Origin of the sequence: Shewanella sp. MEBiC00475, from assembly GCF_005234075.1 — a bacterium.
GTDB classification, from domain to species: domain Bacteria; phylum Pseudomonadota; class Gammaproteobacteria; order Enterobacterales; family Shewanellaceae; genus Shewanella; species Shewanella polaris.
On the sequence record NZ_CP039928.1, the window covers coordinates 1,130,309 to 1,155,172 of the forward strand.

The 24,864-nt window shown below is 42.1% G+C and carries 22 protein-coding genes; 16 read left to right on the plus strand and 6 right to left on the minus strand.

All coding sequences use genetic code 11. The features are described 5' to 3' along the window. Window position 1 precedes the first annotated feature (1 nt). The 5 genes from FCN25_RS04915 to FCN25_RS04935 all read right to left on the minus strand — a co-directional run bounded on the left by FCN25_RS04915 (window position 2) and on the right by FCN25_RS04935 (window position 4,080). Window positions 2-892: a hypothetical protein gene (locus FCN25_RS04915; protein WP_137222523.1), complete on the minus strand. Its 891-nt coding sequence runs from the start codon at window positions 890-892 to the stop codon at window positions 2-4. Between the two features lie 10 nt (window positions 893-902). Continuing rightward, window positions 903-1,661, minus strand: a complete 759-nt coding sequence (locus FCN25_RS04920) for a hypothetical protein (protein ID WP_137222525.1) — start codon at window positions 1,659-1,661, stop codon at window positions 903-905. Next, window positions 1,661-2,188, minus strand: coding sequence for a hypothetical protein (locus tag FCN25_RS04925; RefSeq protein ID WP_137222527.1), 528 nt, complete (start codon window positions 2,186-2,188; stop codon window positions 1,661-1,663). The genes FCN25_RS04920 and FCN25_RS04925 overlap by 1 nt, the downstream gene beginning before the upstream one ends. A gap of 7 nt (window positions 2,189-2,195) precedes the next feature. Beyond that, window positions 2,196-2,480, minus strand: a complete 285-nt coding sequence (locus FCN25_RS04930; protein WP_137222529.1) for a J domain-containing protein — start codon at window positions 2,478-2,480, stop codon at window positions 2,196-2,198. Window positions 2,481-2,865: 385 nt separating this feature from the next. Then, a complete protein-coding gene (locus tag FCN25_RS04935; RefSeq protein ID WP_137222531.1) occupies window positions 2,866-4,080 on the minus strand; it encodes a Xaa-Pro peptidase family protein in 1,215 nt (404 codons plus the stop codon). A 555-nt stretch (window positions 4,081-4,635) separates the two neighbouring features. Here FCN25_RS04935 and FCN25_RS04945 point away from each other — a divergent pair. From FCN25_RS04945 to FCN25_RS21315, 13 genes are all read left to right on the plus strand, one after another. Then, window positions 4,636-6,423, plus strand: a complete 1,788-nt coding sequence (locus FCN25_RS04945) for an aminopeptidase P family protein (RefSeq protein WP_137222533.1) — start codon at window positions 4,636-4,638, stop codon at window positions 6,421-6,423. Window positions 6,424-6,906: 483 nt separating this feature from the next. Beyond that, window positions 6,907-8,787 carry an ATP-dependent zinc metalloprotease FtsH gene (gene ftsH, locus FCN25_RS04950; protein WP_137222535.1) on the plus strand — a complete coding sequence of 627 codons (1,881 nt, stop codon included), beginning with the start codon at window positions 6,907-6,909 and terminating at the stop codon, window positions 8,785-8,787. Between the two features lie 497 nt (window positions 8,788-9,284). Beyond that, a complete protein-coding gene (locus FCN25_RS04955) occupies window positions 9,285-10,640 on the plus strand; it encodes an NCS2 family permease (RefSeq protein WP_137222541.1) in 1,356 nt (451 codons plus the stop codon). Window positions 10,641-11,302: 662 nt separating this feature from the next. After that, on the plus strand, window positions 11,303-12,754 hold the full coding sequence (gene atpD, locus FCN25_RS04960) for a F0F1 ATP synthase subunit beta (RefSeq protein ID WP_137222543.1): 1,452 nt from the start codon (window positions 11,303-11,305) through the stop codon (window positions 12,752-12,754). Between the two features lies 1 nt (window position 12,755). Next, window positions 12,756-13,166 (plus strand): F0F1 ATP synthase subunit epsilon, encoded by a 411-nt coding sequence (locus FCN25_RS04965; RefSeq protein WP_137222545.1) that lies wholly within the window; start codon window positions 12,756-12,758, stop codon window positions 13,164-13,166. A gap of 2 nt (window positions 13,167-13,168) precedes the next feature. Continuing rightward, window positions 13,169-13,534 carry an AtpZ/AtpI family protein gene (locus FCN25_RS04970; RefSeq protein ID WP_101088769.1) on the plus strand — a complete coding sequence of 122 codons (366 nt, stop codon included), beginning with the start codon at window positions 13,169-13,171 and terminating at the stop codon, window positions 13,532-13,534. 43 nt (window positions 13,535-13,577) lie between these two features. Continuing rightward, a complete protein-coding gene (locus FCN25_RS04975; RefSeq protein ID WP_137222547.1) occupies window positions 13,578-13,922 on the plus strand; it encodes an ATP synthase subunit I in 345 nt (114 codons plus the stop codon). Beyond that, the gene (locus FCN25_RS04980; protein ID WP_137222549.1) at window positions 13,919-14,659 is read left to right on the plus strand and encodes a F0F1 ATP synthase subunit A; all 741 of its coding nucleotides are present in this window, start codon (window positions 13,919-13,921) and stop codon (window positions 14,657-14,659) included. The genes FCN25_RS04975 and FCN25_RS04980 overlap by 4 nt, the downstream gene beginning before the upstream one ends. Before the next feature lie 31 nt (window positions 14,660-14,690). Next, window positions 14,691-14,972, plus strand: coding sequence for a F0F1 ATP synthase subunit C (locus FCN25_RS04985; RefSeq protein WP_101088766.1), 282 nt, complete (start codon window positions 14,691-14,693; stop codon window positions 14,970-14,972). Window positions 14,973-14,975: 3 nt separating this feature from the next. Beyond that, window positions 14,976-15,800, plus strand: coding sequence for a F0F1 ATP synthase subunit delta (locus tag FCN25_RS04990; protein ID WP_137222551.1), 825 nt, complete (start codon window positions 14,976-14,978; stop codon window positions 15,798-15,800). Continuing rightward, complete coding sequence (locus FCN25_RS04995; RefSeq protein WP_137222553.1) at window positions 15,784-17,337, plus strand: alternate F1F0 ATPase, F1 subunit alpha; 1,554 nt, start codon at window positions 15,784-15,786, stop codon at window positions 17,335-17,337. The genes FCN25_RS04990 and FCN25_RS04995 overlap by 17 nt, the downstream gene beginning before the upstream one ends. Then, a complete protein-coding gene (locus FCN25_RS05000; RefSeq protein WP_137222555.1) occupies window positions 17,334-18,212 on the plus strand; it encodes a F0F1 ATP synthase subunit gamma in 879 nt (292 codons plus the stop codon). Before FCN25_RS04995 ends, FCN25_RS05000 begins: the two co-directional genes overlap by 4 nt. Window positions 18,213-18,555: 343 nt before the next feature. Then, window positions 18,556-18,711 carry a hypothetical protein gene (locus FCN25_RS21315; RefSeq protein WP_137227328.1) on the plus strand — a complete coding sequence of 52 codons (156 nt, stop codon included), beginning with the start codon at window positions 18,556-18,558 and terminating at the stop codon, window positions 18,709-18,711. 662 nt (window positions 18,712-19,373) lie between these two features. Here the strand turns inward: FCN25_RS21315 and FCN25_RS05010 are convergent. Next, window positions 19,374-20,000 carry a family 16 glycoside hydrolase gene (locus tag FCN25_RS05010; RefSeq protein ID WP_175405825.1) on the minus strand — a complete coding sequence of 209 codons (627 nt, stop codon included), beginning with the start codon at window positions 19,998-20,000 and terminating at the stop codon, window positions 19,374-19,376. A 1,252-nt stretch (window positions 20,001-21,252) separates the two neighbouring features. Between FCN25_RS05010 and FCN25_RS05020 the strand changes: the two genes are divergently transcribed. The 3 genes from FCN25_RS05020 (at window position 21,253) to purT (ending at window position 24,814) form a co-directional block, all read left to right on the plus strand. Continuing rightward, window positions 21,253-22,554, plus strand: coding sequence for a DEAD/DEAH box helicase (locus FCN25_RS05020; protein WP_137222559.1), 1,302 nt, complete (start codon window positions 21,253-21,255; stop codon window positions 22,552-22,554). Window positions 22,555-22,680: 126 nt separating this feature from the next. After that, the gene (locus FCN25_RS05025) at window positions 22,681-23,316 is read left to right on the plus strand and encodes a peroxiredoxin-like family protein (RefSeq protein WP_137222561.1); all 636 of its coding nucleotides are present in this window, start codon (window positions 22,681-22,683) and stop codon (window positions 23,314-23,316) included. A 307-nt stretch (window positions 23,317-23,623) separates the two neighbouring features. After that, window positions 23,624-24,814 carry a formate-dependent phosphoribosylglycinamide formyltransferase gene (gene purT / locus FCN25_RS05030; protein ID WP_137222563.1) on the plus strand — a complete coding sequence of 397 codons (1,191 nt, stop codon included), beginning with the start codon at window positions 23,624-23,626 and terminating at the stop codon, window positions 24,812-24,814. The last annotated feature ends 50 nt before the right edge of the window (window positions 24,815-24,864 follow it).

The following is a 24,864-nucleotide window of genomic DNA, read 5'->3' on the forward strand; positions in this document are numbered from 1 at the left end:
GTTATAAATCGATGTAGTGAGGCCAGCCAAGTAATCCGTTGAGGCCTTCTTTGTGCTCAAAACGTTCAAGCTTTTCAGGGCTTGCACCTTGCATAAGTAAATCACGGTAACCTTTGGCAAAATACATTGTGCGCAGCAGGCCTTGGTTATAATGCTTACTTAAATCAGAGCGTATAGTGGCGACGAGATCAACTGGTAATAGTGCTAGAGTTTTGTCGGTTTGCGCCATTAAATAATCACTGTCAAACCACGCATCATCTAATTCAATTTTGCCTAAACGCTTTTTAAGATCTTCTCTTACTTTACTGTCGGCAAACAAAGTACGGTACAGCACAGCTTCGGCTAATACCGCTTCAATGTTTAAGCAATCTACGAGATCGAGATTTGAATTTTGATAAAACGTTTTCAATAAAACACTAATAGCCTGCAAACGATCATGCTCGGCTAAAGCTTCTTGATAACTCTGCCAGCCTTGCCATTCATCCATATCAGGCGGACTAGACACTTTCTCAAGCAAGCTTTGGCTTACATCACCATAAAGTGATTTTGCGGTGTTAAGGCTGCTTGCTTGGGTTAATAAGCTCCAGCCTTTTTGAAAACATTTAAGTATGCCATCACTTGTTTGCAACAGAGGTAAAGAAGTGGCGGGTTCGTTGCCAGTAAGGGAAATAAGCCCAATACTCACCACACCAATTACATCGTGAGCCGCTTGTTCAAGCAAATGCATCTTATGCTTGTTATAGAACTTATCAGCAAGTTTAAGGCTCATCAAAATAGCTTTAGCCTTAATTTGAGCCAGCTCTTGCTGGCTTAACTTGTCTTCAAGCTGACCATAAGCCAGTACTTTGGTTAAATAGGGGCCTTGGTTTGAGTCCCGTAATGCCAGTTGCATATCAGGATCCTTAATCTAAAAAGCTAAACATATCATCAACTTCAGCGTATTCATCCGCTACTTGATTTTTCTCTTTCGCTTGCAGTACCAGCTCGTTAACAAACTTAGCAATAATCTGTTCCCAACCTGAACTCTCATTGCGGAGTAAGTTTTTAATCGACTGAGCAACATCTGGCGCTAAATCTTGGATCAGTGCCATCAAACTGCGAGGATCATCAAGGCTTAGACTGTGAGATTCTTCGCTAGTATTCCAGTTGTCGTAACCCACTGTAGTACCATCATCTTCATCGTCAAATATATCCTGCTCGTCCGCTTCATCAAACTCACTTGGCGCTAACATGAGCTCAATAAATGGAATGGATAAATAGAACAAACCGGCAGGATCTTCTGCAATACATTCTAAAATAGCAGCTTGCTTGGCTTCGCTGTCTTGAATACGAATAAGATATGTCAGAAACTCAAACGTGTGGTTAATAAGCTCATCAACGTTGGTTTTAACTTGCTCTTCCCAATACAGCGGCTGCTGGCAGACGATGTCGCGAATTTGCTCTGGGCTCATGAGCTCTGACATAATTGATGGGCAAGAAATGTCATGATGACTGTTAATTTGAGTCAGAGTAACGATATCCATTTGCTCTATCACGTCAACTAGCTGAGCGTCACTCATGGTGTTGGCAATGATCTCAAAACGCTTGCTGGCCTGTTTTGGCTCTACATCAGCAAGCTGCTTGATTTCCGCTGCGGCAATCGCAATCAGATTAGTTGTCATTATCTGTCCTCGTCATCATATTGATCGTAATAGCCTTCTTCCTCACTATCTTCATCGTCTTGATCATAGTCATCGTTTGACTGGCCATATTCATCGTCTTCACTGTGAGGCGGTTTAGCTTTTTTGCCACTGCCATTGATGTCTTGATTCAATAGATATAGCACTGCGCAGCTTTCGATCAACAAAGACTCACTTTTACCGCGAATAGCTTGTACTAACGGAATGTCGTCATTATTGAAAGCAATGCTCACCTTAAAATCATCCCACTCGGGTTGAATGGCATGATCAATCCAGTAAGACCACTTAATCATAGATTCAGGTGAAAACTTCACATGACCAAATAAAGCGATTGGTAAATACTCTGGAACAGAGGAAAGAATGCTGATATCGGCCAGTAACACCTGCTTTATCTGGCGGGTGAAATTATCCAAAGCATTGGGACTATCAGAATCATTGTATGATTCAATAGTATCGTAGGCGTTACTTTTAAGCTCTTGAATACGAGTAAGATTTAATGATTTAGGCATTGGGTGCTCAAGGGTAAAATTGGTCCCACAACTCGCACATTGCGGCGTTAGGATCGGTCACTATTACATTGTTAAAATCTTTAATAAACGCGTTTCTTAGCTTTTTATCACTCAACACGTCATAGGCTTGTTTCACTCGTTGAAGCTGAACTGCGGCCTGCTGTCTTTCTTCATCAGAAGCTGAGAGTAATTTATCTGGGTGATACTTATTGGATAAGCGTTTATAGGCTTTTTTTATTTCATCTTCTTTTGCACTAGCTTTGACGCCAAGCACGGTGAAGTGGTTAATCATAAAGGTTACCTGTAGGCGATGATGCTATCAAAAGGTAGACAAATATTGTCATTCATAAAAATATGAATAATTGATCGTCAATGATAACAGAGATAGCCTGATGTCAGCAATTAACACTGACATATCAGCGCAGATAACTGCTATCGATGGGACCTTAACCGCTAAACGATAAGTCATCATTCAACATAAAATAAATTATTTTGGATTAGAAGTAAAAATAGGAGGTAAAAAAAGGTAAAAAGTAAGAAGTTAACCGCTAAGCACTTTGTTCACTAACCTCTGGCGTGAAAGAACCAGATAGATAAAACAGCTAATCCATTAATATACAATTTAACAGCATGGGTTAGCGATAAATCTACTAACACATGCTGTTATTCTCAATTTGTTAAGCCAAATAAAATGGATCATCAATGGATTTAGCTGGCGCGGTAAACCATTTAGGCCCTTGATCAGTCATGTAAAAATGATCTTCATGGCGTATGCCGAACTCACCTGGCACACATAACATTGGCTCATTACTAAAACACATACCCACTTCCAATGGCGTCATATCATTTCGCACTAAATATGGCCATTCATGAATATCTAAGCCAATGCCATGACCCGTACGATGAGGTAAACCTGGCACCTTATAATCTGGTCCAAATCCTGCGGCTTCTAATACTGTTCGAGCAGCCGCATCCACGTCACTACAAAGAGTGCCCAACGTAGCAGCATCAAAAGCAGCAATTTGTGCATCCTGTTCAAGTTGCCATAATTGACGCTGACGAGCATTTGGCTCACCAAATACGTAAGTACGAGTAATATCAGAGTTATAGCCTTGTAACTGGCAACCAGTATCAATCAATACGGTGTCATTTTTTTCAAGAACTTTAGGTGATTTAACCCCATGCGGATAAGCGGTATCTTCACCAAATAGAACGATGCAAAAATACGAACCTTTGACTGCGCCCACGGCATAGTGAGCTTGGTTAATAAAGTCTTCGACTTCTGCAGTGGTAATGCCTTCACGTAAGATACTGGCAGTTGCTTTATGCACTTCAAGTGTCATGTCTTTAGCGCGTTGCATTAAGGCAATTTCGGTAACCGACTTAATCATCCGACATCCAGCCGTTACTGTGGTCGCACTTACAAATCGATGTTGTGGAGCCGCTTGAGCAATGCCATCGCTAATGAAAAAGGCAGTTGACTCATCAATACCGATTTTTGCTTGGCTCAAGCCAATGTTATCTAGCACATTGGCAAAAAGCTGGTACGGGCTTTCATCCTCATGCCATGTATTCACTTGACCTTTAATGGTCATATAACCCTGTAATGTATCGAGTTCAAATGCAGGAGCAATATACTGAACCTCACCTACAGCAGGAATGATCGCACCCACCATACGTTCGCTGGCAAACCAACGGGTACCCGTAAAATAGTACAAATTAGTACCGGCATTAACATAGATTGCTTCTAAACCGTGTTGCGCCATCAATCGTTGTGCATGTTGAATTCGCTGATTAAATTCATCATCACTTATCGCAGCTACACCGTGAGTCATATTAGTAAGTGTGGCTAATGCTTGTTGCGGACTAACGCCGCCGACACCGATTGTCATAGGTTTTCCTTTGGTTATTTTTATTGTTATTAGGGCCTGTGGATCTTTCAAGGTTGTTTTTGCAGTGAATTGTTGTTCCTTTATACAAGGCAGAGGCTTTGTAGTGTAGTTATTCTACATTAGAAGCCGATAACGCAGTAGAAATGAACAACAAACGCTGCCCGAAGGGTTCGGCTAAAAACGTTTTACTCTTTGTTGAGTGATTCTTTGTTAAGCAAGTGGTGCTTAGATTGCTAGGCAGCAATCCACTCGCCTCGATTAAAACGTTTTTATCTCGAACAAAATTTAACCGGCAAAGATCAACAGGCCCAAATCTAGCAACAGATTGATTAAATCAAATCGTTTTACCTTGTTCAAATACACAAGATAATCAATGCCGACAAGGATACCGTCTACATCGCTTTGTTACCATTGTATACAATATAAGTTTACAATTTTTATCTGCCTGATAAACATTATCTAAGCGACTTCGCTTGCCAGTTTACCGTCACACTTGCGATAATCGAGGCTCATTCTACAGAGCTGAGTTCATCAGTCGCCTCCAACGGAGAAACCATGTCCAATATTATTGCTACCCGCCTTAACGCCATTCGCCAGCAGCTTGAAGTCAACCAAATAGATGCATTCATTATTCCCCGCGCTGACGAATATTTAGGTGAATATGTGCCTGCTCGTAATGAGCGTTTACATTGGGCTACTGGCTTTACGGGTTCTGCAGGCATGGCAATCGTGCTAAAAGACCGCGCGGCAATATTTACCGACGGCCGTTACACGGTGCAAGTGCGCCAACAAGTAGACGGTAACTTATTTGAGTATTTAAGCTTGCATGACGACCCACAAATTGACTGGTTAATCGATACATTACCTGCAGGATCGAGCGTCGGCATAGACAGTCGCCTACATACCCTAGCTTGGTATCAACAAACTAAAGCGCAATTTGATAAAGCCCAAATCAATTTAGTTGAAGTGGATAACAACCCGATTGATGTCAGTTGGTTAGACCGCCCTGCACCGTCAGCATCCACCATGACTTTATTTAGCCACCAAGGCGCTGGACGTAATAGTGTCGAGAAACGTCAACAAATTGGTCAATTGATTAACAAGCAAGGTGCCGATGTTGCCCTTATTGCCGCATTAGATTCATGTTGTTGGTTACTGAATATCCGTGGTAACGACGTTCCACGCTTCCCCGTCATACTTGGCTGCGGATTATTATCTACCAATGGCGACATGACCTTTTTTACAGATTTAGCTAAAGTGCCGCAAAATATTGAACAACACGTAGGTGCAGGGGTAAGTTTTAAAGATGAAGCTGAACTGGCTACCGTACTTGCACAAATGGATGGTGTGAAGTTATTAGCCGACCCTCATTCTGCCAACGCCTATTCGCAATTACTGGCACAAAAAGGCGGCGCTAAACTGATTGTTGGCACTGACCCTGTTGCATTACCTAAAGCACAAAAGAATGATGCCGAATTAGCTGGTATGCGAGCGTGTCATGTTCGTGATGGCGCTGCCGTTAGCCGTTTTTTAGCCTGGTTAGACAGCCAAATCGAACAGAACATTATGCACGATGAAGCACAACTGGCTGACAAATTAGAAAGCTTTAGATTACAAGACCCGCTGTATCGCGAACCAAGCTTTGACACTATTTCAGCCACTGGTGCCAATGCTGCCATGTGCCATTACAACCACAATAATGGCACTCCAAGCACCATGACCATGGACAGCATTTACTTGGTCGATTCAGGCGCCCAATACCTAGACGGCACAACAGATGTCACCCGCACCGTCGCCATTGGTAAGGTAACCGACGAGCAGAAGAAAATGGTTACCTTGGTGTTAAAAGGCCATATCGCGTTAGATACCGCACGCTTTCCAAAAGGGACTACGGGCCAACAACTTGATGGCTTTGCCCGTCAGTATTTATGGCAACACGGTTTTGATTACGATCACGGAACAGGTCACGGTGTCGGTCACTTTTTAAGTGTTCATGAAGGCCCACAACGCATAGGTAAAAACCTTAATGGCGTGGCACTGCTGTCAGGCATGGTTTTATCGAATGAACCTGGCTACTACCGTGCCGATGCCTTTGGAATTCGCATCGAAAACCTAGTAACCGTTCAACCTTGCCAAGCGCTACAAGGTGCAGAGCGTGAAATGTACGAGTTTGATGTATTAACCCATATACCAATGGATGCACGCTTAATCGATACCTCATTGTTAACTGATTTTGAAGTGAATTGGTTTAATCAATATCAGCAAAAAGTACGTCAAACCTTAGCACCATTAATGCAAGGTGACGAGTTAGCCTGGTTAAACAAAGTAACTGTTGCGATTTAAGCATTAACGCTTCAAGTAATTGTTAATATGAAAGGCTTAGGGTGATTGAATCATCCTAAGCCTTTTTAGTTAAACGCTAAAAATATCGCTTAATAACAATGCATTAAACAATGATGACTGTTGTAGGCCGTACGGTGTAGGGAGGTGCTTAACCTCCATATTTAGAGCAAATTAGCGACAAGGTGTATCGAACTGCCAACTGCGGATCTATAAATAAACGTTAATGTATAAACCCGGCTACTTCATTTCGACATGATTGATATCAAGTTTTTCTGCTGTGTTGGGTTTATGATATTAGCAATACCAAAGCTTCTTGAAAGCAATTGACTAATAAGTCCTATCCCTTTTCCCGTAAGAATAGTTATAAAAGACTATAGTCATTTAAGTTGGAAGGATTTAAATTAAATAGCAGTATTAAGAAGCCGCATAATTAGTATTTTAATTTTGACTACCGTGATCTAATCAACTCAAAACAGAGGCGATATGACAAACAACAAAATCCCAACTAACAATAACGACACGACTAAAAAATCGGAATCAACGCCGCAGCAAACGCCGCATCCTTTTGATGCTCACACGTTAATGTGGATTTTAATGTTCTTTGCCGCTTATACCATTTTTTCAGGTTTATTTGCCCAAAAAACTCCAGAGATTTCATATACGGATTTTAAAAAGGCAGTCATTTCTAATCAGGTATCGTCCATCTCTTTCAAAGGCGACCAAATTTACGGTATCTATATCGAAAAAGATGCAGACAAAACCAAAACCTTTCATACCGTTATTCCCCCCACTACAGACACCAATTTAATGCCTGTTCTCGAAACAAATAAAGTCAATATTTCAGCTAAGTCTTCTGCTGATCCCCAATGGCTTTCCATTTTGATCGGCATTGTTCCCTGGTTGTTAATTATTGCTTTTTTCATCTACTCAAGCCGAATGCTGCAACAAAAAATGGGCGGGAAAGATGGTTTTATGGGCTTTTCAAAGTCTAAGGCGAGATTGTTTGAAACCAAAGACAATGAAATTAATTACGACGATGTCGCCGGCGTAGAAGGCGCCAAACAAGACCTTCAAGAAATCATCGATTACTTAAAAAAACCTGAAGAATTTAATAAGCTTGGCGCAAAAATGCCTCGGGGTATTTTATTAATGGGGCCACCAGGAACCGGTAAAACCATGCTAGCAAAAGCCACAGCTCATGAAGCTGGAGTGCCTTTTTTTAGTATAAGCGGATCAGAATTTATCGAGATGTTTATTGGTGTTGGTGCTTCCCGTGTTCGCGACCTGTTTAAAGAAGCAAGAGATAAAGCTCCGGCCCTGATTTTTATCGACGAAATTGACTCCGTTGGCCGCGTTCGAGGCACAGGTCTCGGTGGTGGCAATGACGAAAGAGAGCAAACACTTAATCAAATTCTCGCAGAGATGGACGGGTTCTCAGTAGGTGAAGCGGTTGTGGTATTAGCTGCAACAAATCGCCCCGATGTGCTAGACCCAGCGCTATTAAGACCGGGGAGATTTGATAGAAAAGTAACGTTTGAATTACCTCAACAAGAAGCGAGAATAAAAATATTAAAAGTACATACTCGTAAAGTGCCGATTGAGTTAAATTTTGATTACAAAGAATTAGCCAGCATGACCGTTGGGTTTTCAGGCGCTGATCTTGCCAATTTAGTCAATGAAGCTGCATTATCCGCAGCAAGAAAAAAAGCCGACACAGTAACAAGAGATGACTTTAATCAGGCCCATGACAAAATAATTATGGGAAGCGAGCGAAAAGATTTATTAAATCCATCGGAAAGAAAAAGAACGGCTGTTCACGAAAGCGGCCACGCCATCGCAGCATTATTCTTACCCAATAGCGATCCGCTTCGCCAAGTATCGATCATTCCACGCGGCCGAGCGTTAGGTGCAACAGAACAGCTCCCCGTTGAAGACCGACACAATTACACTCAATCTTATTTAGAAACACGGTTATCCGTTATGCTAGGCGGACGCGTAGCCGAAAAAATTGTCTTGGATGATACCAGTTCAGGTGCATCTAATGATTTAGAACAAGCAACCCACCTTGCAAAAATGATGGTCACCCAATGGGGGATGAGCGACGCCATTGGCCCCATTCATTTTAAAGTCGGCTCCGAACATCCTTTTCTTGGCTATGAAATACAACAAGAAAAAGATTTTAGTGAAAAAACAGCAACAACAATTGACCAAGAGATTTACCGAATAATAAAAGAAGCAGAACAAACAACCTTTGCCATTTTATTACAACACCGTGACGATCTAAATCGACTAGTTGAAGAACTACTCAACAAAGAAACCCTAGATATTCACATGATTGAAGCAATGCTAAAGCCTAAAGATTAACAAAAATAATATTTTTGCTAATAAGGTTTTTTTGTTCTATTTAAGCCATTAATCCAATAGCGATAATGGTCAGTATAAAGTGGCACTTCAGCGAATGATGTGCCACGAATTGGTCTGCTGTTTTTATAGGATAATAGTTCAAAGAGTATTGTCACTACAGTGGGCCACTTTCATCGTACGGTTTAAAGAACAATCTATTTATTTGGGGTGTGTTTTTTATCGATATAGCACAAAATTGTTAACTGCTTCCTATTTCCTCATTGTCGATTACTGTAAACTCCGCGCCAACTAAGGCTATGTTGGTAAGCGTAAATTTTACCAGACATGTGTATAACAAATTTGTTTACCACAATATTCGCAGGTCACTAACGCTATATGCGCCAAGTGGATCTCTCACCTAAATATTTCTCGTTTAGGGCTCTACCTGCCATAGCCGTGTCGCCAATGAATAACCATTGGTTAACTCATCATTTAAGAGATCAAAAGGTATTATCACTATGAAGTCTGAACAGACTCTCTCAAACACTGCTGTTTCTGATTCATTCTTGGATCGCTATTTCAATATTTCTGCCCGTGGAAGTACCTTAAAACGTGAAGTCATTGCTGGCTTAACAACGTTTTTGGCTATGGTTTATTCGGTAATTGTAGTGCCAAACATGTTGGGCACTGCTGGGTTTGACCCTGCGGCAGTGTTTATCGCTACCTGTTTAATTGCCGCGTTTGGTTCGTTGCTCATGGGGCTATGGGCTAATTTGCCAATGGCCATTGGTTGTGCAATTTCACTCACCGCATTTACTGCATTTAGTATGGTGCTAGGACAGGGAATATCGATTCCTGTCACCCTTGGTGCTATTTTCCTTATGGGTATCGTGTTTACACTTGTGAGTGTCACCGGTATTCGTCAATGGGTACTCACTAACCTGCCAACCGGTATTGCTCACGGTACGGGTATAGGTATTGGTTTGTTTTTACTCCTTATTGCAACCAATAGCGTGAAATTGATTGTATCTAACGATGCCGGTTTACCTGTGAAGCTTGGTGATATTAATAGCTTACCGGTTATCGCTACCATTATTGGTCTTGCAATGACAATTGGGCTTGAACGCCGAGGTATGCCTGGTGGCATATTGCTGGTCATCGTCGGATTATCAATTTTTGGGTTAATATTTGATCCTAGCGTGACATATCAAGGCTTATTTGCTTTGCCTGACTTAATGTCTGAAACATCGCTCATTGGTCAGCTCGATATTATGGGCGCACTAAACCCAGTGGTACTGCCCATTGTGTTGGCATTAGTGATGACAGCTATCTTCGATGCAACTGGCACAATTAGAGCAGTTGCAGGGCAAGCGGAACTTCTCGATGATAAGGACAATATTGTTGGTGGCGGTAAGGCACTGACATCAGATTCTGTTAGCAGTATTTTTGCAGGCGTGGTCGGCGGCGCACCAGCAGCGGTTTATATTGAATCCGCAGCAGGCACCGCTGCAGGTGGTAAAACGGGCCTGACCGCGACCATCGTTGGCGTGCTATTTTTGATGATGATGTTCTTAGCGCCGTTAAGCTTTTTAGTGCCTGCTTATGCGACAGCTCCAGCACTGATGTATGTTGGTTTACTGATGCTAAGCAATGTCACCAAGCTTGATTTTGACGATAAAGTGGATGCAATGGCAGGGCTAACCTGCGCGGTATTTATCATTTTAAGCTGCAATATCGTTACCGGAATTATGCTTGGTTTTGTTACCTTGGTTATTGGCCGCATATGCAGTGGCGAGTGGCGTAAACTGCGACTTGGGGTTATGTTAATTACCCTCGGTTTAGTCGCCTTTTACATGGGTGGTTGGGCGATTTAACACCATTATTGAGCGAATATTAAGGCCAGCCATCGAGGCTGGCCTTTTTATTATCGACGGAAATATGGGCAACGACAGAACGCTAGTTTAGCAGACCCACGGCTTGACGATGACAATCAAGATCGCGACTGCCAGCATCGCGAACTTACCGAATATTCAATAAACCAATGCCACCTCGCCAATAACCACCAGCATTCGAATTGATTAATCTTGCATTAGATAAGGGTAAAACAGAGGTTGCTGCAGCTCTATTACTCTGAATTGATCTGCGTCAACGCAAAGCACGCCAAAAGGTTTTTAATGAGGTAATGAGCTAAATATTGGTAAGTGTTTGGAAAAGATTGATTGCTAGGCGTTATGTTGGATAAATATATGTTTGAGGTTAATGCACGGACTTATTACGGTTTTTTTATTCCTTTAAAATAATGTCCAATGTGATTACTTATTGCTATAGAACAAAGCAAACAAATGGTAAAACGACGCAGCGAGTACTATAACTAAATAAACCTATAACGTTCGAATAGAACAAGTCATTGACTAGCGGTAACAAATGGAGACTTCAACTTAATCAAAGCCTTGCGATAATAGTAAGTTAGTAAGCCTCTTACTCGTTATTAACCTCTATGCACTTCAATCTGGTTATCGGAGATAATCGACAGAATATGATGGATAGAAAAAATGCCTCACCCAATTCAGGTACAGTTATAGCGATACGCGGTAGTGTTGTCGATATTCTATTTGCTCAGCAACTCCCGCCTATTCGAACTTTATTAACTACCGGAGAAAAGGGACAAGTTTTTCTCGAAGTTTTTTCGCAACTAGATGAACATCGAGTGCGCTGCATTGCGCTGACACCAACCCAAGGGCTGGCTAGAGGCATGGTGGTAGATGACAGCGGCGGACCACTATTGGCACCTGTGGGTAAGACAATTATATCGCGGATGTTTGATGTTTTTGGCAACGCCATTGATCATAAACCACCACCTATAGATACCCAGTGGCGTTCTGTACATAACGAACCGCCAGCAATCGACCAGCTTGCAACTAAATCCGAAGTATTCGAATCCGGTATCAAAGTAATTGATGTATTAATGCCTCTTGAACGTGGTGGTAAGGCTGGACTTTTTGGCGGTGCCGGAGTGGGCAAAACGGTGTTACTGACCGAAATGATCCACAATATGGTAGGCCAGCATGCTGGGGTGAGTATTTTTTGCGGTATTGGTGAGCGTTGTCGAGAAGGTGAAGAACTCTACCGAGAGATGAAAGCAGCAGGCGTATTGGATAATATGGTAATGGTATTCGGACAAATGAATGAGCCACCTGGAGCACGCTTTCGTGTGGGTCATGCCGCATTAACCATGGCCGAATATTTTCGTGACGATGAACATCGTGATGTGTTGTTACTGATTGATAATATTTTTCGTTTTATTCAGGCGGGTATGGAAGTGTCTGGTTTAATGGGCCAAATGCCAGCACGCTTGGGGTACCAGCCAACCTTAGGTACTGAATTGTCACAACTCGAAGATCGTATTGCCAATACTGATACGGGTGCGATTACTTCCATTCAAGCGGTATACGTGCCGGCAGACGACTTTACCGATCCCGCTGCGGTGCATACTTTTTCACATCTATCGGCATCAATTGTGCTATCGCGGAAACGAGCCAGTGAAGGACTTTACCCAGCCATTGATCCGTTGCAATCTAATTCTAAAATGGCCACTCCGAGTATTATCGGTCAACGCCACTACGACTTGGCGCAGAAAATACGCAGCACGTTGGCACAATATGAAGAACTTAAAGACATTATCGCCATGTTAGGTATGGAACAGCTATCGGCAGCAGATCATAAAATTGTGGCACGTGCTCGTCGCCTTGAACGTTTTTTTACTCAACCTTTTTTTACCACAGAACAGTTCACCAGTATGCCAGGGAAATTGGTAAGTCTTAGTGAAGCATTAGATGGCTGCGAACGAATTCTACTCGATGAATTTAAAGACTATCCAGAAAGTGCTCTGTATATGATTGGCTCAATTGATGAAGCCATAAACCCTAAGCTTGAGAAAATAAACGCACAGCCAACTGTAGATAAGCAAACGGACAAACAAGGTACGTAACATGTTATCAGCACACATGAACCTTAAAATTCTATTGCCATATAAAGTGTTTACCGAGCAGCAAAATATTGTACGTATTGTCGCAGTAACCCATCAAGGTTCGTTTGGTATTTTGCCCCATAGACTAGACTGTGTAGCGTCATTAACCGCAGGGTTACTGGTTTATGAATGCGAGGGGGCTGATGAAGTCTACGTTGCCATTGATGAAGGTGTATTGGTTAAAACGGGCTTTGATGTATTGATATCAGTGCGTAACGCCATAGGCGGTTTGGGGCTGGGTGAATTACATCAAGCCGTTGAGCAAGAGTTTATGCACCTAGATGAGCAGGAACAACAATTGCGTTCAGTACTGATAAAAATGGAAAGTGATTTTATCCACCGCTTGACTGATTTTCATCATGAGCGAGTGTAATTATGAATAATAAATCGCAAAAAAAAACGTCGCTAAAACCAAATGCCGACACAACAAAGCCCGAAAAATATAAGTCCAACAACGAAAAGTTTAGCCGACAAGTTGATAATATGGCAACGCGAAAATTAAAGGCTCAACGCCATGTAAACAAAATAGTTTGGATGGGGTTTGGAATGATGGGACTCATTGGTTGGTCAGTGGTGGTACCGACCATACTCGGTACAGTATTGGGTATTTGGCTTGATAAACACTATCCCGGTGAACATTCAAGAACCTTGATGTTATTGGTTCTCGGTTTATGCCTAGGTTGTGCCAATGCCTGGTATTGGATTGACAAAGAAGATAAAGAAATCCACCGAGGCGATTAACTTAATAAACCCTGTAGGCAACTTATTTGATGGAAACCGACTTATGGAAAACTTATTGGTAGGCAACATATTTGTAGAGCTAGCATTGGCTTTGCTAGCAGGCGCATTGCTGGGAATACTTTTTTTCGCAGGGCTTTGGTGGACGGTTAATCAGCTGCAATCAAGCCAACATGTTGCACTGCTATTTATCATCAGTTTGTTAGTACGCTCAACTATAGTAATTGCTGGATTCTATTTTATTATCGGCAAAGATTGGCATAATTTAGTGGCGGGTTTATTTGGGTTTATGTTAGTACGTTTAATTACAACGAGATACATTCAACTCAAACAACATACACACTCGTTAAACAACGATCTCATACTCGATACTGAGGAAGACGTTTTATGAACCTTAGTCCTGACCAAATTATTTTCTGGCAAATGGGCTTTGTTAAGCTCAACGCGACGATAGTATTTACTTGGTTAGTCATGCTGTTATTGGTGATAAGTTCCATTGTTATTACCAGAAAATTATCCAAAAATATGCGCCGCACCCGCTGGCAAAACTTGCTAGAAATGCTTGTCATCATGATTAGCAGACAAATTGAAGAAGTTGGTCTGAGTAATCCCCATAAGTATCTAGGCTTTCTTGGCTCGCTATTTTTATTTATCGCCGCCTCCGCCATTTGTACGGTCTTTCCCGGCTTCGAACCGCCGACAGGCTCACTTTCCTGTACCGTCGCTTTGGCATTATCTGTATTTGTAGCAGTGCCATTATTTGGCATTGAGGAGCAAGGCTTGCGCGGCTACCTAGTCTCCTATACCAAGCCAACCGTTATTATGTTGCCATTTAACATTATTAGTGAACTGTCGCGTACGCTGGCCTTAGCGGTGCGATTGTTTGGCAATATGATGAGTGGTGCAATGATCATCGGTATTTTACTGAGTATTACCCCATTTATATTTCCGATAGTAATGACACTACTCGGTTTACTCACGGGCATTATACAAGCCTATATATTTTTTATTTTGGCAACCGTATACATCACTGCAGCAACACGCATTCAAAAAACGGAGGGTGAGCTTGCACAAGACAGCTCTGACACCATTGAAGATCAAGACACTAAACCAGGCTCTCAGCAATGATCCAACACCTTAAATTGATTTAGGAGCAAGTATGGACAGCATAACAATTATTGCAATGGTATCGATTATCACCGCGGGATTAACCATCACTATCGGCGTTATTGGACCGTCATTAGCCGAAGGCAAGGCAGTTGCAACGGCATTATCTGCATTAGCCCAACAACCTGATGCATCTGCCACTATCACTCGTACCCTGCTTGTCGGCTTGGCGATGATAGAATCCACTGCAATTTATTGCTTTGTTGTATCGATGATTTTGTTGTTTGCCAATCCATTTTGGAATTACTTTATCGACCTAGCTGCAGGTATATAAGTTATGCTAATTGACTGGTTTACCGTATTTGCTCAAGTGGTTAACTTTTTGGTACTCATATGGTTACTGAAACGATTTTTATACCGACCTATTATTAATAATATCGATGCCCGAGAGAAAAGGATCGCCACAGAAATTGCCGACGCGGATGCCAAAAGTGCCAAAGCAGAGCAGCAGCGCAATGAATTTGAGCAGAAAAATGCTGAGTTTGAACAGCAAAAAACAACCCGCATGAATAAATTAATAGAAGATACAAAAGCTGAGCGGGCTCAGTTACTCGAAACGGTTAGACAAGAAGCAGAAGATCTCCGTAAAAAATTACAATTAGCCCTTAAAAATGAGCAACTCAATTTACAAGTGGCGCTTAGCCAAAGTGCGCGCGAAGAAATATTTTCCATCACACGTAAGGTTCTCGACGATCTTGCTGAAACCTCTTTGGAAGCGTCCATGACAGAGATTTTTATTCGCCGTTTACATGAATTAACGGATAAAGAGACGACTGATTTTACCGCAGCATTTAACTTATCAGCTAAACCTATTCTTGTTCAAACAGCCTTTACACTTCCAAAGCCGCAATGCTCTGTTATTAAAACAGAAATAGAAAAAATATTGGGCCACGAGATAACACTTCAATTCGCCATTGAGCCCAAGGTCATCAGCGGGATAGAGATCAGTATCAATGGTCAAAAAATATCTTGGAGCATTAACGAATATCTCAGATCACTGGCAAAACGTGTTGATGAATTACTATTAACCACCAGCAGTATCGAGAATTCAGACTTAAGTCCCTCAAGCGCACAGGATAATAATCATGAAACCAGCGCCTGATTTCTTACAATCAATATTTGAGCAAACATTTTCGACTCTGCAACAAGCGCGGCAATCTTTTTCACCCCTATTGCAACCGCGAGAAGTCGGCATAATTACCAGTATTGCCACTGGTATTGCAATCGTATCTGGCTTGCCAAAAGTCGGTTTTGAAGAAGTGCTTAAGTTCCCTGGTGATATTTTTGGCATTGCATTCAATGTGAATGAAAATGAAATTGGGGTTGTACTATTGGGAGAGTATTGGCATTTACAAGCCGGTGATGAAGTAGAACGTTGTGGGCATATAGTGGATGTTCCCGTAGGAGATGGCTTGATAGGCCGTATTATCAATCCTATCGGAGAACCCTTAGATGGCAAAGGCCGATTGCTATCAAGTACCCGCTTCCCCGTTGAACGTCCATCGCCTGCAATTATGAATCGTGCAGCGGTGAGTGTTCCCTTGCAAACAGGTATCAAAGTAATTGACGCCCTTATTCCGGTGGGGCGTGGCCAACGAGAGTTGATTCTCGGCGATAGACAAACTGGTAAAACGGCTATTGCCCTTGACACCATACTGAACCAACGCGGCAAAAATGTACTTTGCGTATATTGTGCTATTGGCCAACGTACATCTGGTGTTGCCAAAGTCATTGCCACATTAGAAAAACAAGGCGCTATGGAATATACCGTTGTAGTGGTTACCGAAGGTAATGATCCTCCAGGCCTCGCCTATATTGCCCCTTATGCAGCAACCAGTATTGCCGAATATTTTATGCAGCAAGGACGCGACGTATTAATTGTTTATGATGACTTAACACACCACGCACGCACTTACCGCGAGCTGTCACTGCTGTTGCGTCGCCCTCCAGGACGTGAAGCTTTTCCCGGTGATATATTTTATATTCACTCGCGTTTATTGGAGCGGGCTACTCACTTAAGTCAAGAACAAGGTGGTGGTTCATTAACGGCGCTGCCCATTATTGAAACTGAAGCACAGGATATATCTGCCTATATTCCTACGAATCTCATTTCTATCACCGATGGGCAGATCTATCTTTCACCCTCGTTATTTGAACTGGGCGTGCTGCCTGCTATCAACGTAGGGAAATCTGTTTCTCGTGTTGGGGGTAAGGCACAACGAGCTGCTTATCGGTCCGTTGCATCAAACCTAAAATTGGCTTATGCGCAGTTTGAAGAGCTGGAAACATTTTCGAGTTTTGGCGCTCGATTAGATGACAACACATTAAAAACAATCGGCCACGGTCGACGTATTCGCGCTTGCCTAAAGCAAGCTGAATCCACGCCAATTTCTATGGTTAAACAAATTGCGGTCTTGCTGGCATTAACGGCCAATCTATTTGATGACATACCGTTGACACTAATGAGTGAAGCCGAGTTGGCAGTCCGCAATGCTGCTGCCGATTTTCCAGCTGAAATAATCACTCGTTTAGAGACATCTGAAGAATTAACAGCAGAAGATAGAGACGCCATTATCCAGTCTGTCCATAATGCATTAGCACAATTTATGTCCAGCCAGAAAGCAGAGGAAATAGTATGAGTGAAGGCCTCGCAAGTCTGCGTCATCAGATTAACAGTGCTGATGATCTTGAGTCTGTCGTGCGCAGCATGAAGGCAATGGCGTCATCTAATATCTGCCAATACGAAAATGCAGTTCACTCATTAGATGATTATTATCGTACTGTGCAACTTGGCTTAGCCGCCTGTTTCCAGCAATATCAATCCCCTAGTATTAAAACAAAAAGGCCACCGTCAAATAAAGCAGCCATTGGCGTCATAGTATTTGGAACCGATCAGGGTTTAGTCGGTCAATTTAACGAAGTAATGGTCGAATTTGTCTGTGAGTCATTGCAGAAAATGCCGGGGAATAAATTGGTCTGGACAGTGGGAGATCGTCTTCAGTCAAGGCTTTTAGAAACCAAACTCGTGCTAAAGCAAGGTTTTATATTGCCAAATTCAGTTGATGTCATTTCAACGCTAGTCGGTACAATTTTGATTGAAATGGAAGCGCAACGAGAGAAAGGGACAATCGATCGGGTGTATATTTTTCATCATCGCCCAAATGTCGATTCAATTTATACTCCTGTGAGCCAACAACTTTTACCCCTAGATGCTCACTGGAGTCAAAACTTTGCCAGTATTCAATGGCCAACTAATAACTTACCCGAAGTTATGCCCGAGCGGTCTGAAACACTAAGCGCTATGATGCGTGAATATCTATTTGTCAGTCTGTTTAGGGCTTGTGCTGAATCACTTAACAGTGAAAATGCCAGTCGCTTGTCTGCAATGCAGCGGGCAGAAAAAAATATCGATGAACTGCATGCAAGTCTTAAGCAAAAATTTCACAGCTTACGTCAAAGTAGTATCGATGCGGAATTGTTCGATGTCATATCTGGATTTGGAGCAATGGAATAGAGATCGCATGGTTAATTATTATCCCCTTCATCCGAGCAATGATCAACGCCGGAATCTACTCTAGTTTGCTCAGTTCGGCGGCAATTAAAGAATATTAATTTGCCACATTATCATCTGGTATAGCAGACACATTCCCCCAACGTATTGTTTAGGCTACGAATATTTATGTAATCATAACCCTACATCAAACTATGATGTAAATAAACAGTTCTTCAGTCTTTAAAAAATAATTGGCTCAACCACCCACTAATTGTGAGGTCGATACAGATAATCAAAGTTTAAAAATTGGAAATCGTAATGGAAAACAAAATCACCGAAACTCTACTTAGAAAAGTTTTTTGAAATAGCAAAGCGTTCTAAATTAAATGGAAATTTAGCTTACGGCTGTTTATTAGTTGATGAAAATAATAAGATTATTCTAGAAGGAGAAAACTCTGTACTCACTAAAAATGATTCATTAGGGCATGCAGAGATAAACTTGATTAGTGAAGCCTCATAACTATATTCACCTGAGTTTTTAAATAAATGTAGGATCTATACAAGTGACGAACCTTGCCCTATGTACTCTTCAGCAATTTTTTGGGGCGGTATAGGTAAATTAACGTTTGGCTTAAGTAAAGCTCCCTTCTACCAATAGTTTGGTAATGACAATCCCAACATCGACTTTAATATTTCTAGTCGAGATATATTAAAATCAGGCGGAAGAAAGGTCAAAATTAAAGGTCCTATCTTAGAAGATGAAGCTTTGCTGATTCACAAATGTATATAACAATTAACTGTGCTCCCCATAGTACTAGTTCTGCCATACGCATAACATTTACAGAGAGACAAAAAGTTCATCATCGGGATGGATCCAGTTTTTTAACTCACTTAACATCAGCTTCTGTCCCATAGCTGTAAAGAGTGGAAATGCTAACGCTTCCGATGGTACATCGGATGTGAATGGATTCACGAATATCGTGATGACATGGTCTATGATGCCCCCTACATGATAATGACACTTCCCATATCCTAAGGGGCAGATGCTAATGAACGACCTGTACCGCAAAAGCTAAGCTCAATTTTTTATTCATAACACTTTTTACCTTACTGCGGTTTTTAAGTAAAAAGTGTCTACTGATTTAGGGGAATATCACCCATTTATTTCACGACCAAGTCGACTTACTCCACCCCAATAACCTTGAATTGATCAAATTCGGTCACGGAATCGGCCTTAGTCCACAGGCCGACAAAACCACGGATAAAGGTGTTATCGTGATGATCTAACAATAATATACCATTTAGATAGGCTTGGATGGTGGCACCAATAGCAACTATACGAATTTGATGAAACTGGCCCAAAATAGGTGGCGATGTGTGAGCGGAAGCAATTTGTCGCCGCACACCATTTTTAACCGTATAGAGTCTAAAATTATTTTCGAGACTGTTGGCTCGAACAACATAGTAATTTTCGTGATCTAGTGCGCGGAAAATGACCCCTCCACTGGCATCAATTCGACCTGAAATTGGTTTAAATTCGACACTGAGATCAAGATCTCTAAATTGATGATCGCTTCGCAAAATAACGGGAGAATAATCACGAGTACTCGTTTGTGTTAGCCGACCGTCAGAAAAATCCCATACACCACTATACGGCTGCCATGCGCCATTTTTCTGATTAAAACCATCCTCAACCAACTGTGTGGATTCATCAATAAGAGATAGCACCAAGCTGTCCTCGGCTTGGCAATTGCAGCTTGTCATACTAAGGAATAAGCAGGCAAAGATAAGCATCCAACATTTTTTCATAAATAACTCCATTTCATCTTGACTACATGTGGAACAACATTAGTCACAGTAAGGATAAATCCCCCCTTGCTCAAGGAGCTTATTTTTCACGACTAAAGTGCTTTGTTGTACACGTTGTCGTTGTTGATGAGAGACCTCCCCCTCTTTATAGCCCAATACATCAATATCGGCAGCAGTGATCGCGTTGAATGCAGCCAACACTAATTGTGGAAGTATAGGCTTTCTAAAACAGTGATATATGTCTTGACGATCGATTTTAGCCTTGAATAAAGTTCTTCAAATTATCTTGCAACGAGAGACCAGTCGGAAGTGGGCTCACTTTCGTGACCAGACACAAGTCTATATCTGCATCGTTACAATGCAGCCTTTGTTTTTTCCAACCTCCTATACCCACATCGTTATCGGCCAAGTTAGCTTTCCCAAAGGGAGTGGTATTGGCTTACCGTGTTCCGTATGTCGCGCAATGTCAGGTTAGATGCCCGCTATAGTGCGAAGAGCTTAACGATCACGAAAGAGCATGGGGCAATCTCTTTCCAACTCTCATGCCTTTTGGCTACAGCGTATTAACCACTTTCGCTGTTTCATCACATAACGCACCTTACGCGGATTCACTTATGTTCATCATACTGACTACCTAGCACTCACCCAATTTGTGGTTATCAGGAGGATCGTCCTCTCACGATTTAGATCCCGATTAGTCGATGACCAATCTTCGTTACATTGTCAGGCTCGCTACTTTATTCAGAGCCCTAGGTTCATCTTGTGATACAGATGGTTCACTCAAAAGCGGTGAACAGCGCTTCATACGACCTCACGTCGCACACACCTAAGTTGGTTAAGATATGGCCTGCGGCCACTAACGTCGTGGCCGCAGGCCATATCTTAAATACACTTTTGCCCAATATCGAGTTAACAGTCCTAAATTCTATAGGCTGTAAATGCCATTACTATCGAGCCATATCATCAAAACAATTCCCTGCTAAAAAATCTTATCATTAGACACAGATAAAGTTCAGGATTTAAACAAAAGTTTGTTATACTCCGCGGCCGCTTATCGATGCTACTCAATTGGGTGTATCATTCAAGCTTAACGTTTTTCAACTATCCTAAGACGTTAATCAACCCAGTTAAGCATAAGTTCAGTCATTTAATAATGGCTATCGGCCCAAATATTCTAGATTGATGCTGTGCAGCTAACTTAGCTTGCTACAACTTAATCGCTTTGTTTTGATGTACATACAGGAACCGCACCATGAAATTCGAATCTTTTAGCTTCGCCCCAGAAATATTACGCGCGATCGCTGAGTGCGGTTATCAATCTATGACGCCAATTCAACAACAAGCGATTCCGGCAATCCGTCGTGGTGAAGATGTCCTAGCAAGCGCTCAAACAGGCACCGGTAAAACCGCAGCATTTGCACTGCCTATATTGCAAAGAATGTGTGATAACCCAAAAGAGACGATGCCGTCTAACACCCGCACTTTAATTCTTACTCCAACCCGTGAGCTGGCTGCACAGGTTGCAGACAACATTAGTGCTTACAGCAAGCATCTTAATTTAACGGTATTAACCATTTATGGTGGCGTTAAATTAGATACCCAATCACAAAAACTGAAACGAGGTGCTGACGTGATCGTTGCCACCCCAGGTCGTTTACTTGAACACATAGTAGCGTGTAACTTAAGTTTGTCTAATGTTGAGTTCTTAGTACTTGATGAAGCAGACCGTATGCTTGATATGGGTTTTAGTGCCGATATTAAAAAGATCCTTCAAGCAGTAAACAAAGAACGCCAGAATATGTTGTTCTCTGCGACCTTTTCTTCTGAGGTAAAAAAACTAGCGAATGACATGCTTAATAAACCTAAAGTGATTACGGTTGATAAGCAAAACACCACTGCAGACACCGTTAGTCAGGTGGTATACCCTGTTGAACAACGTCGTAAGCGTGAATTATTATCTGAGTTAATCGGCACCAAAAACTGGCAACAAGTATTGGTGTTCACGGCAACTCGTGACGCAGCAGACAAATTAGTTAAAGAATTAAACTTAGATGGTATTCCATCGGGCGTGGTTCATGGCGAGAAAGCGCAAGGTAGCCGTCGTCGTGCGTTACGTGAATTTGTTGAAGGAAAAATCCGCGTGTTAGTGGCTACCGAAGTGGCAGCCCGTGGTCTTGATATTAAAAATCTTGAATACGTTGTTAACTACGATTTACCGTTTTTAGCCGAAGATTACGTGCACCGTATTGGCCGTACAGGTCGTGCAGGTAAAACCGGTGTCGCCATTTCGTTTGTGAGCCGTGAAGAAGAACGCACCTTAGCCGATATTGAAAAACTAATCGGTCAGCCAATTCGTCGTGTTACTGTACCGGGCTATGAAGTAGGTAGCCGTGAGATGTTGTTGAAACAAATTGAAAAGCGTCGTAGCTTTGCCAAAAAACAACAACGTGGCGATAACGCTGGTGACCAGATGATTGCTGAGAAAAACATGGACGGACGTCGTGTTAAAGTGGGTAAAGTTAGCAGCACAGTTAAATACAAAAAAATTAAATAACCCCCGTTCGAAACAATAAACAGTAATTGAAAAAAGCGCTTAGGCGCTTTTTTTGTATTTGAATGAAATAAATTGTGTGATTATGTGGTCTACTTTAGTCGGGACATTACTCTATAAGGAATGATCATGTTAAAAACACTGCTTGTTGCCACCGCACTTACGTTAACCAGTTTTGCCAGTGTGGCTAAGCCTATTGCCAGTGACGAAAATAATGTCATGCCGCTACTCAATGGCCACCAGATACCAGCCATTACCCTGCAAGATGTGGATGGTAAAGCGATTGAGCTCAGTAACCTTATGGCGCAAAAGCCGACGATATTCTTCTTTTACCGTGGCGGTTGGTGTCCATTTTGTAATTCACAAATGGGTCAGCTAAAAGCAATTGAACCTAAACTGCTTGAGATGGGTTTCCAGTTAGTGGGAATTTCACCTGACACCCCTGAAAAAATGCGCGCGTCGATGAATAAACAAGAACTCGATTATTTATTGTTGTCAGACAGGTCAATGGCAGCAGCACAAGCGTTTGGTTTAGCTTATTACACCAGTGAAAAAGTCACTAAAACTTACCAAGCTAAGTTGCACGTCAACAACACCTTATTTACCACGCCACAAGGTGATAAACGTTTAGTATTGCCAGTGCCTGCTGTCTATGTGGCAGATAAAAGCGGTTTGATTCATTTTCAATATGTGAACCCGAACTACAAGGTTCGTCCTGCGCCAGAGTTGATTTTAACTGCTGCTGAGTTACTCGTTAAACCTTAGTTAGCTCCAAATTCAAATAATATTTAGCCAACATTACCCCCATGATGTTGGCTTTTTTATCGTATCAGTACCCTAGAATTCAACGCCGTAGTGTTGTGACTATTACTCACTCAAACTCGGCACTGTCAACATCTACATACCTATACATCTAGACTTATCGTAATTAAATACAATCTTTCATCACAAAAAAACACAAAATACCCATAGTCTTATCCATTTAATGATTTTTATATTGGATTTTTAATACCTCACCTCGTTACACTGTTCGGCATATAAAAATATCCCTACACAGAGGCTGTAAATTACTATGTCTATTCCTACTACATTTGGCACAGCAAATACTCCTGGTACGATTAAAGCGATGCTATTGGGTTGTGGAGAGCTTGGCAAAGAAGTTGCCATTGAGCTACAACGTTACGGTATTGAAGTTATCGGAGTTGATCGCTATCCTAATGCCCCAGCAATGCAAATTGCGCATCGTTTCCATGTCATTAACATGCTGGATGCAAAAGCATTAAAAGACGTTATCGAGCTGGAGCAGCCAGATTTAGTGATCCCAGAAATTGAAGCTATTGCCACCCAAACGTTAGTAGAACTAGAACAGCAAGGTTTGCATGTGGTGCCAACCGCCAATGCGACAAAACTAACCATGGATCGTGAAGGCATTCGCCGACTTGCAGCAGAAACCTTAGCGGTACCAACATCAAAATATTATTTCTGTGATACCCAGGCCGAGTTTGAACAAGCCGTTTCTGATATCGGTATTCCATGCGTAGTTAAGCCAGTAATGAGCTCGTCAGGTAAAGGACAGAGCGTGATTAAGTCGACCGACACTATCCAACAAGCATGGGCATACGCTCAAGAAGGTGGTCGTGCTGGCAAAGGACGCGTAATTGTTGAAGCCTTTATCCCCTTCGACTATGAAATTACCCTCCTGACTATTAGCGCCGTCAATGGGATTCATTTTTGCGAGCCGATAGGTCACCGCCAAGAAGATGGTGATTATCGTGAATCATGGCAGCCACAAGCGATGTCGGCGGCAGTACTACAAAAAGCCCAAGCAATGAGTCGAAAAGTGGTTGAGGCCCTTGGTGGTTATGGCTTATTTGGGGTCGAGTTATTTGTAAAAGGTGATGAGGTGTATTTTTCTGAAGTGTCACCAAGGCCACACGATACGGGCTTAGTGACCTTAATGAGCCAAGACTTGTCGGAATTTGCTCTGCATGTACGCGCGATTTTAGGGTTACCGATCAGTAATATTGTGCAACATGGGCCCAGCGCTTCTGCGGTTATTCTTGCTGAAGGCACATCGACTAATATCCGCTACCAAGGTATGGCCGCGGCTTTAGCGCCTGCGGATACGCAATTACGCTTATTTGGTAAACCAGACATAGATGGACGCCGTCGTTTAGGTGTTGCATTAGCTCGCGATAGCTCAGTGGAATCGGCTATAGAAAAAGCCAAGACAGTAGCAAGCAAGATTAAGGTGTTATTCTAAACAAAGTTGAATTGAACTGAAGCAAACAAAAAAACAAGCTAAACTGTAGA

Bases quoted from the DNA above. Each gene is read 5' to 3' on its own strand.
- FCN25_RS05025 (WP_137222561.1), top strand. From the start codon at position 22,681: ATGTTAAAAACACTGCTTGTTGCCACCGCACTTACGTTAACCAGTTTT.
- atpD (WP_137222543.1), top strand. From the start codon at position 11,303: ATGATGGATAGAAAAAATGCCTCACCCAATTCAGGTACAGTTATAGCG.
- FCN25_RS04955 (WP_137222541.1), top strand. From the start codon at position 9,285: ATGAAGTCTGAACAGACTCTCTCAAACACTGCTGTTTCTGATTCATTC.
- FCN25_RS04975 (WP_137222547.1), top strand. From the start codon at position 13,578: ATGGAAAACTTATTGGTAGGCAACATATTTGTAGAGCTAGCATTGGCT.
- FCN25_RS04970 (WP_101088769.1), top strand. From the start codon at position 13,169: ATGAATAATAAATCGCAAAAAAAAACGTCGCTAAAACCAAATGCCGAC.
- FCN25_RS04985 (WP_101088766.1), top strand. From the start codon at position 14,691: ATGGACAGCATAACAATTATTGCAATGGTATCGATTATCACCGCGGGA.
- FCN25_RS04945 (WP_137222533.1), top strand. From the start codon at position 4,636: ATGTCCAATATTATTGCTACCCGCCTTAACGCCATTCGCCAGCAGCTT.
- FCN25_RS04990 (WP_137222551.1), top strand. From the start codon at position 14,976: ATGCTAATTGACTGGTTTACCGTATTTGCTCAAGTGGTTAACTTTTTG.
- FCN25_RS04925 (WP_137222527.1), bottom strand. From the start codon at position 2,188: ATGCCTAAATCATTAAATCTTACTCGTATTCAAGAGCTTAAAAGTAAC.
- FCN25_RS04935 (WP_137222531.1), bottom strand. From the start codon at position 4,080: ATGACAATCGGTGTCGGCGGCGTTAGTCCGCAACAAGCATTAGCCACA.
- FCN25_RS05020 (WP_137222559.1), top strand. From the start codon at position 21,253: ATGAAATTCGAATCTTTTAGCTTCGCCCCAGAAATATTACGCGCGATC.
- FCN25_RS04930 (WP_137222529.1), bottom strand. From the start codon at position 2,480: ATGATTAACCACTTCACCGTGCTTGGCGTCAAAGCTAGTGCAAAAGAA.
- FCN25_RS05010 (WP_175405825.1), bottom strand. From the start codon at position 20,000: ATGAAAAAATGTTGGATGCTTATCTTTGCCTGCTTATTCCTTAGTATG.
- FCN25_RS04920 (WP_137222525.1), bottom strand. From the start codon at position 1,661: ATGACAACTAATCTGATTGCGATTGCCGCAGCGGAAATCAAGCAGCTT.
- FCN25_RS05000 (WP_137222555.1), top strand. From the start codon at position 17,334: ATGAGTGAAGGCCTCGCAAGTCTGCGTCATCAGATTAACAGTGCTGAT.
- FCN25_RS04915 (WP_137222523.1), bottom strand. From the start codon at position 892: ATGCAACTGGCATTACGGGACTCAAACCAAGGCCCCTATTTAACCAAA.
- FCN25_RS04965 (WP_137222545.1), top strand. From the start codon at position 12,756: ATGTTATCAGCACACATGAACCTTAAAATTCTATTGCCATATAAAGTG.
- FCN25_RS04980 (WP_137222549.1), top strand. From the start codon at position 13,919: ATGAACCTTAGTCCTGACCAAATTATTTTCTGGCAAATGGGCTTTGTT.
- purT (WP_137222563.1), top strand. From the start codon at position 23,624: ATGTCTATTCCTACTACATTTGGCACAGCAAATACTCCTGGTACGATT.
- FCN25_RS04995 (WP_137222553.1), top strand. From the start codon at position 15,784: ATGAAACCAGCGCCTGATTTCTTACAATCAATATTTGAGCAAACATTT.
- ftsH (WP_137222535.1), top strand. From the start codon at position 6,907: ATGACAAACAACAAAATCCCAACTAACAATAACGACACGACTAAAAAA.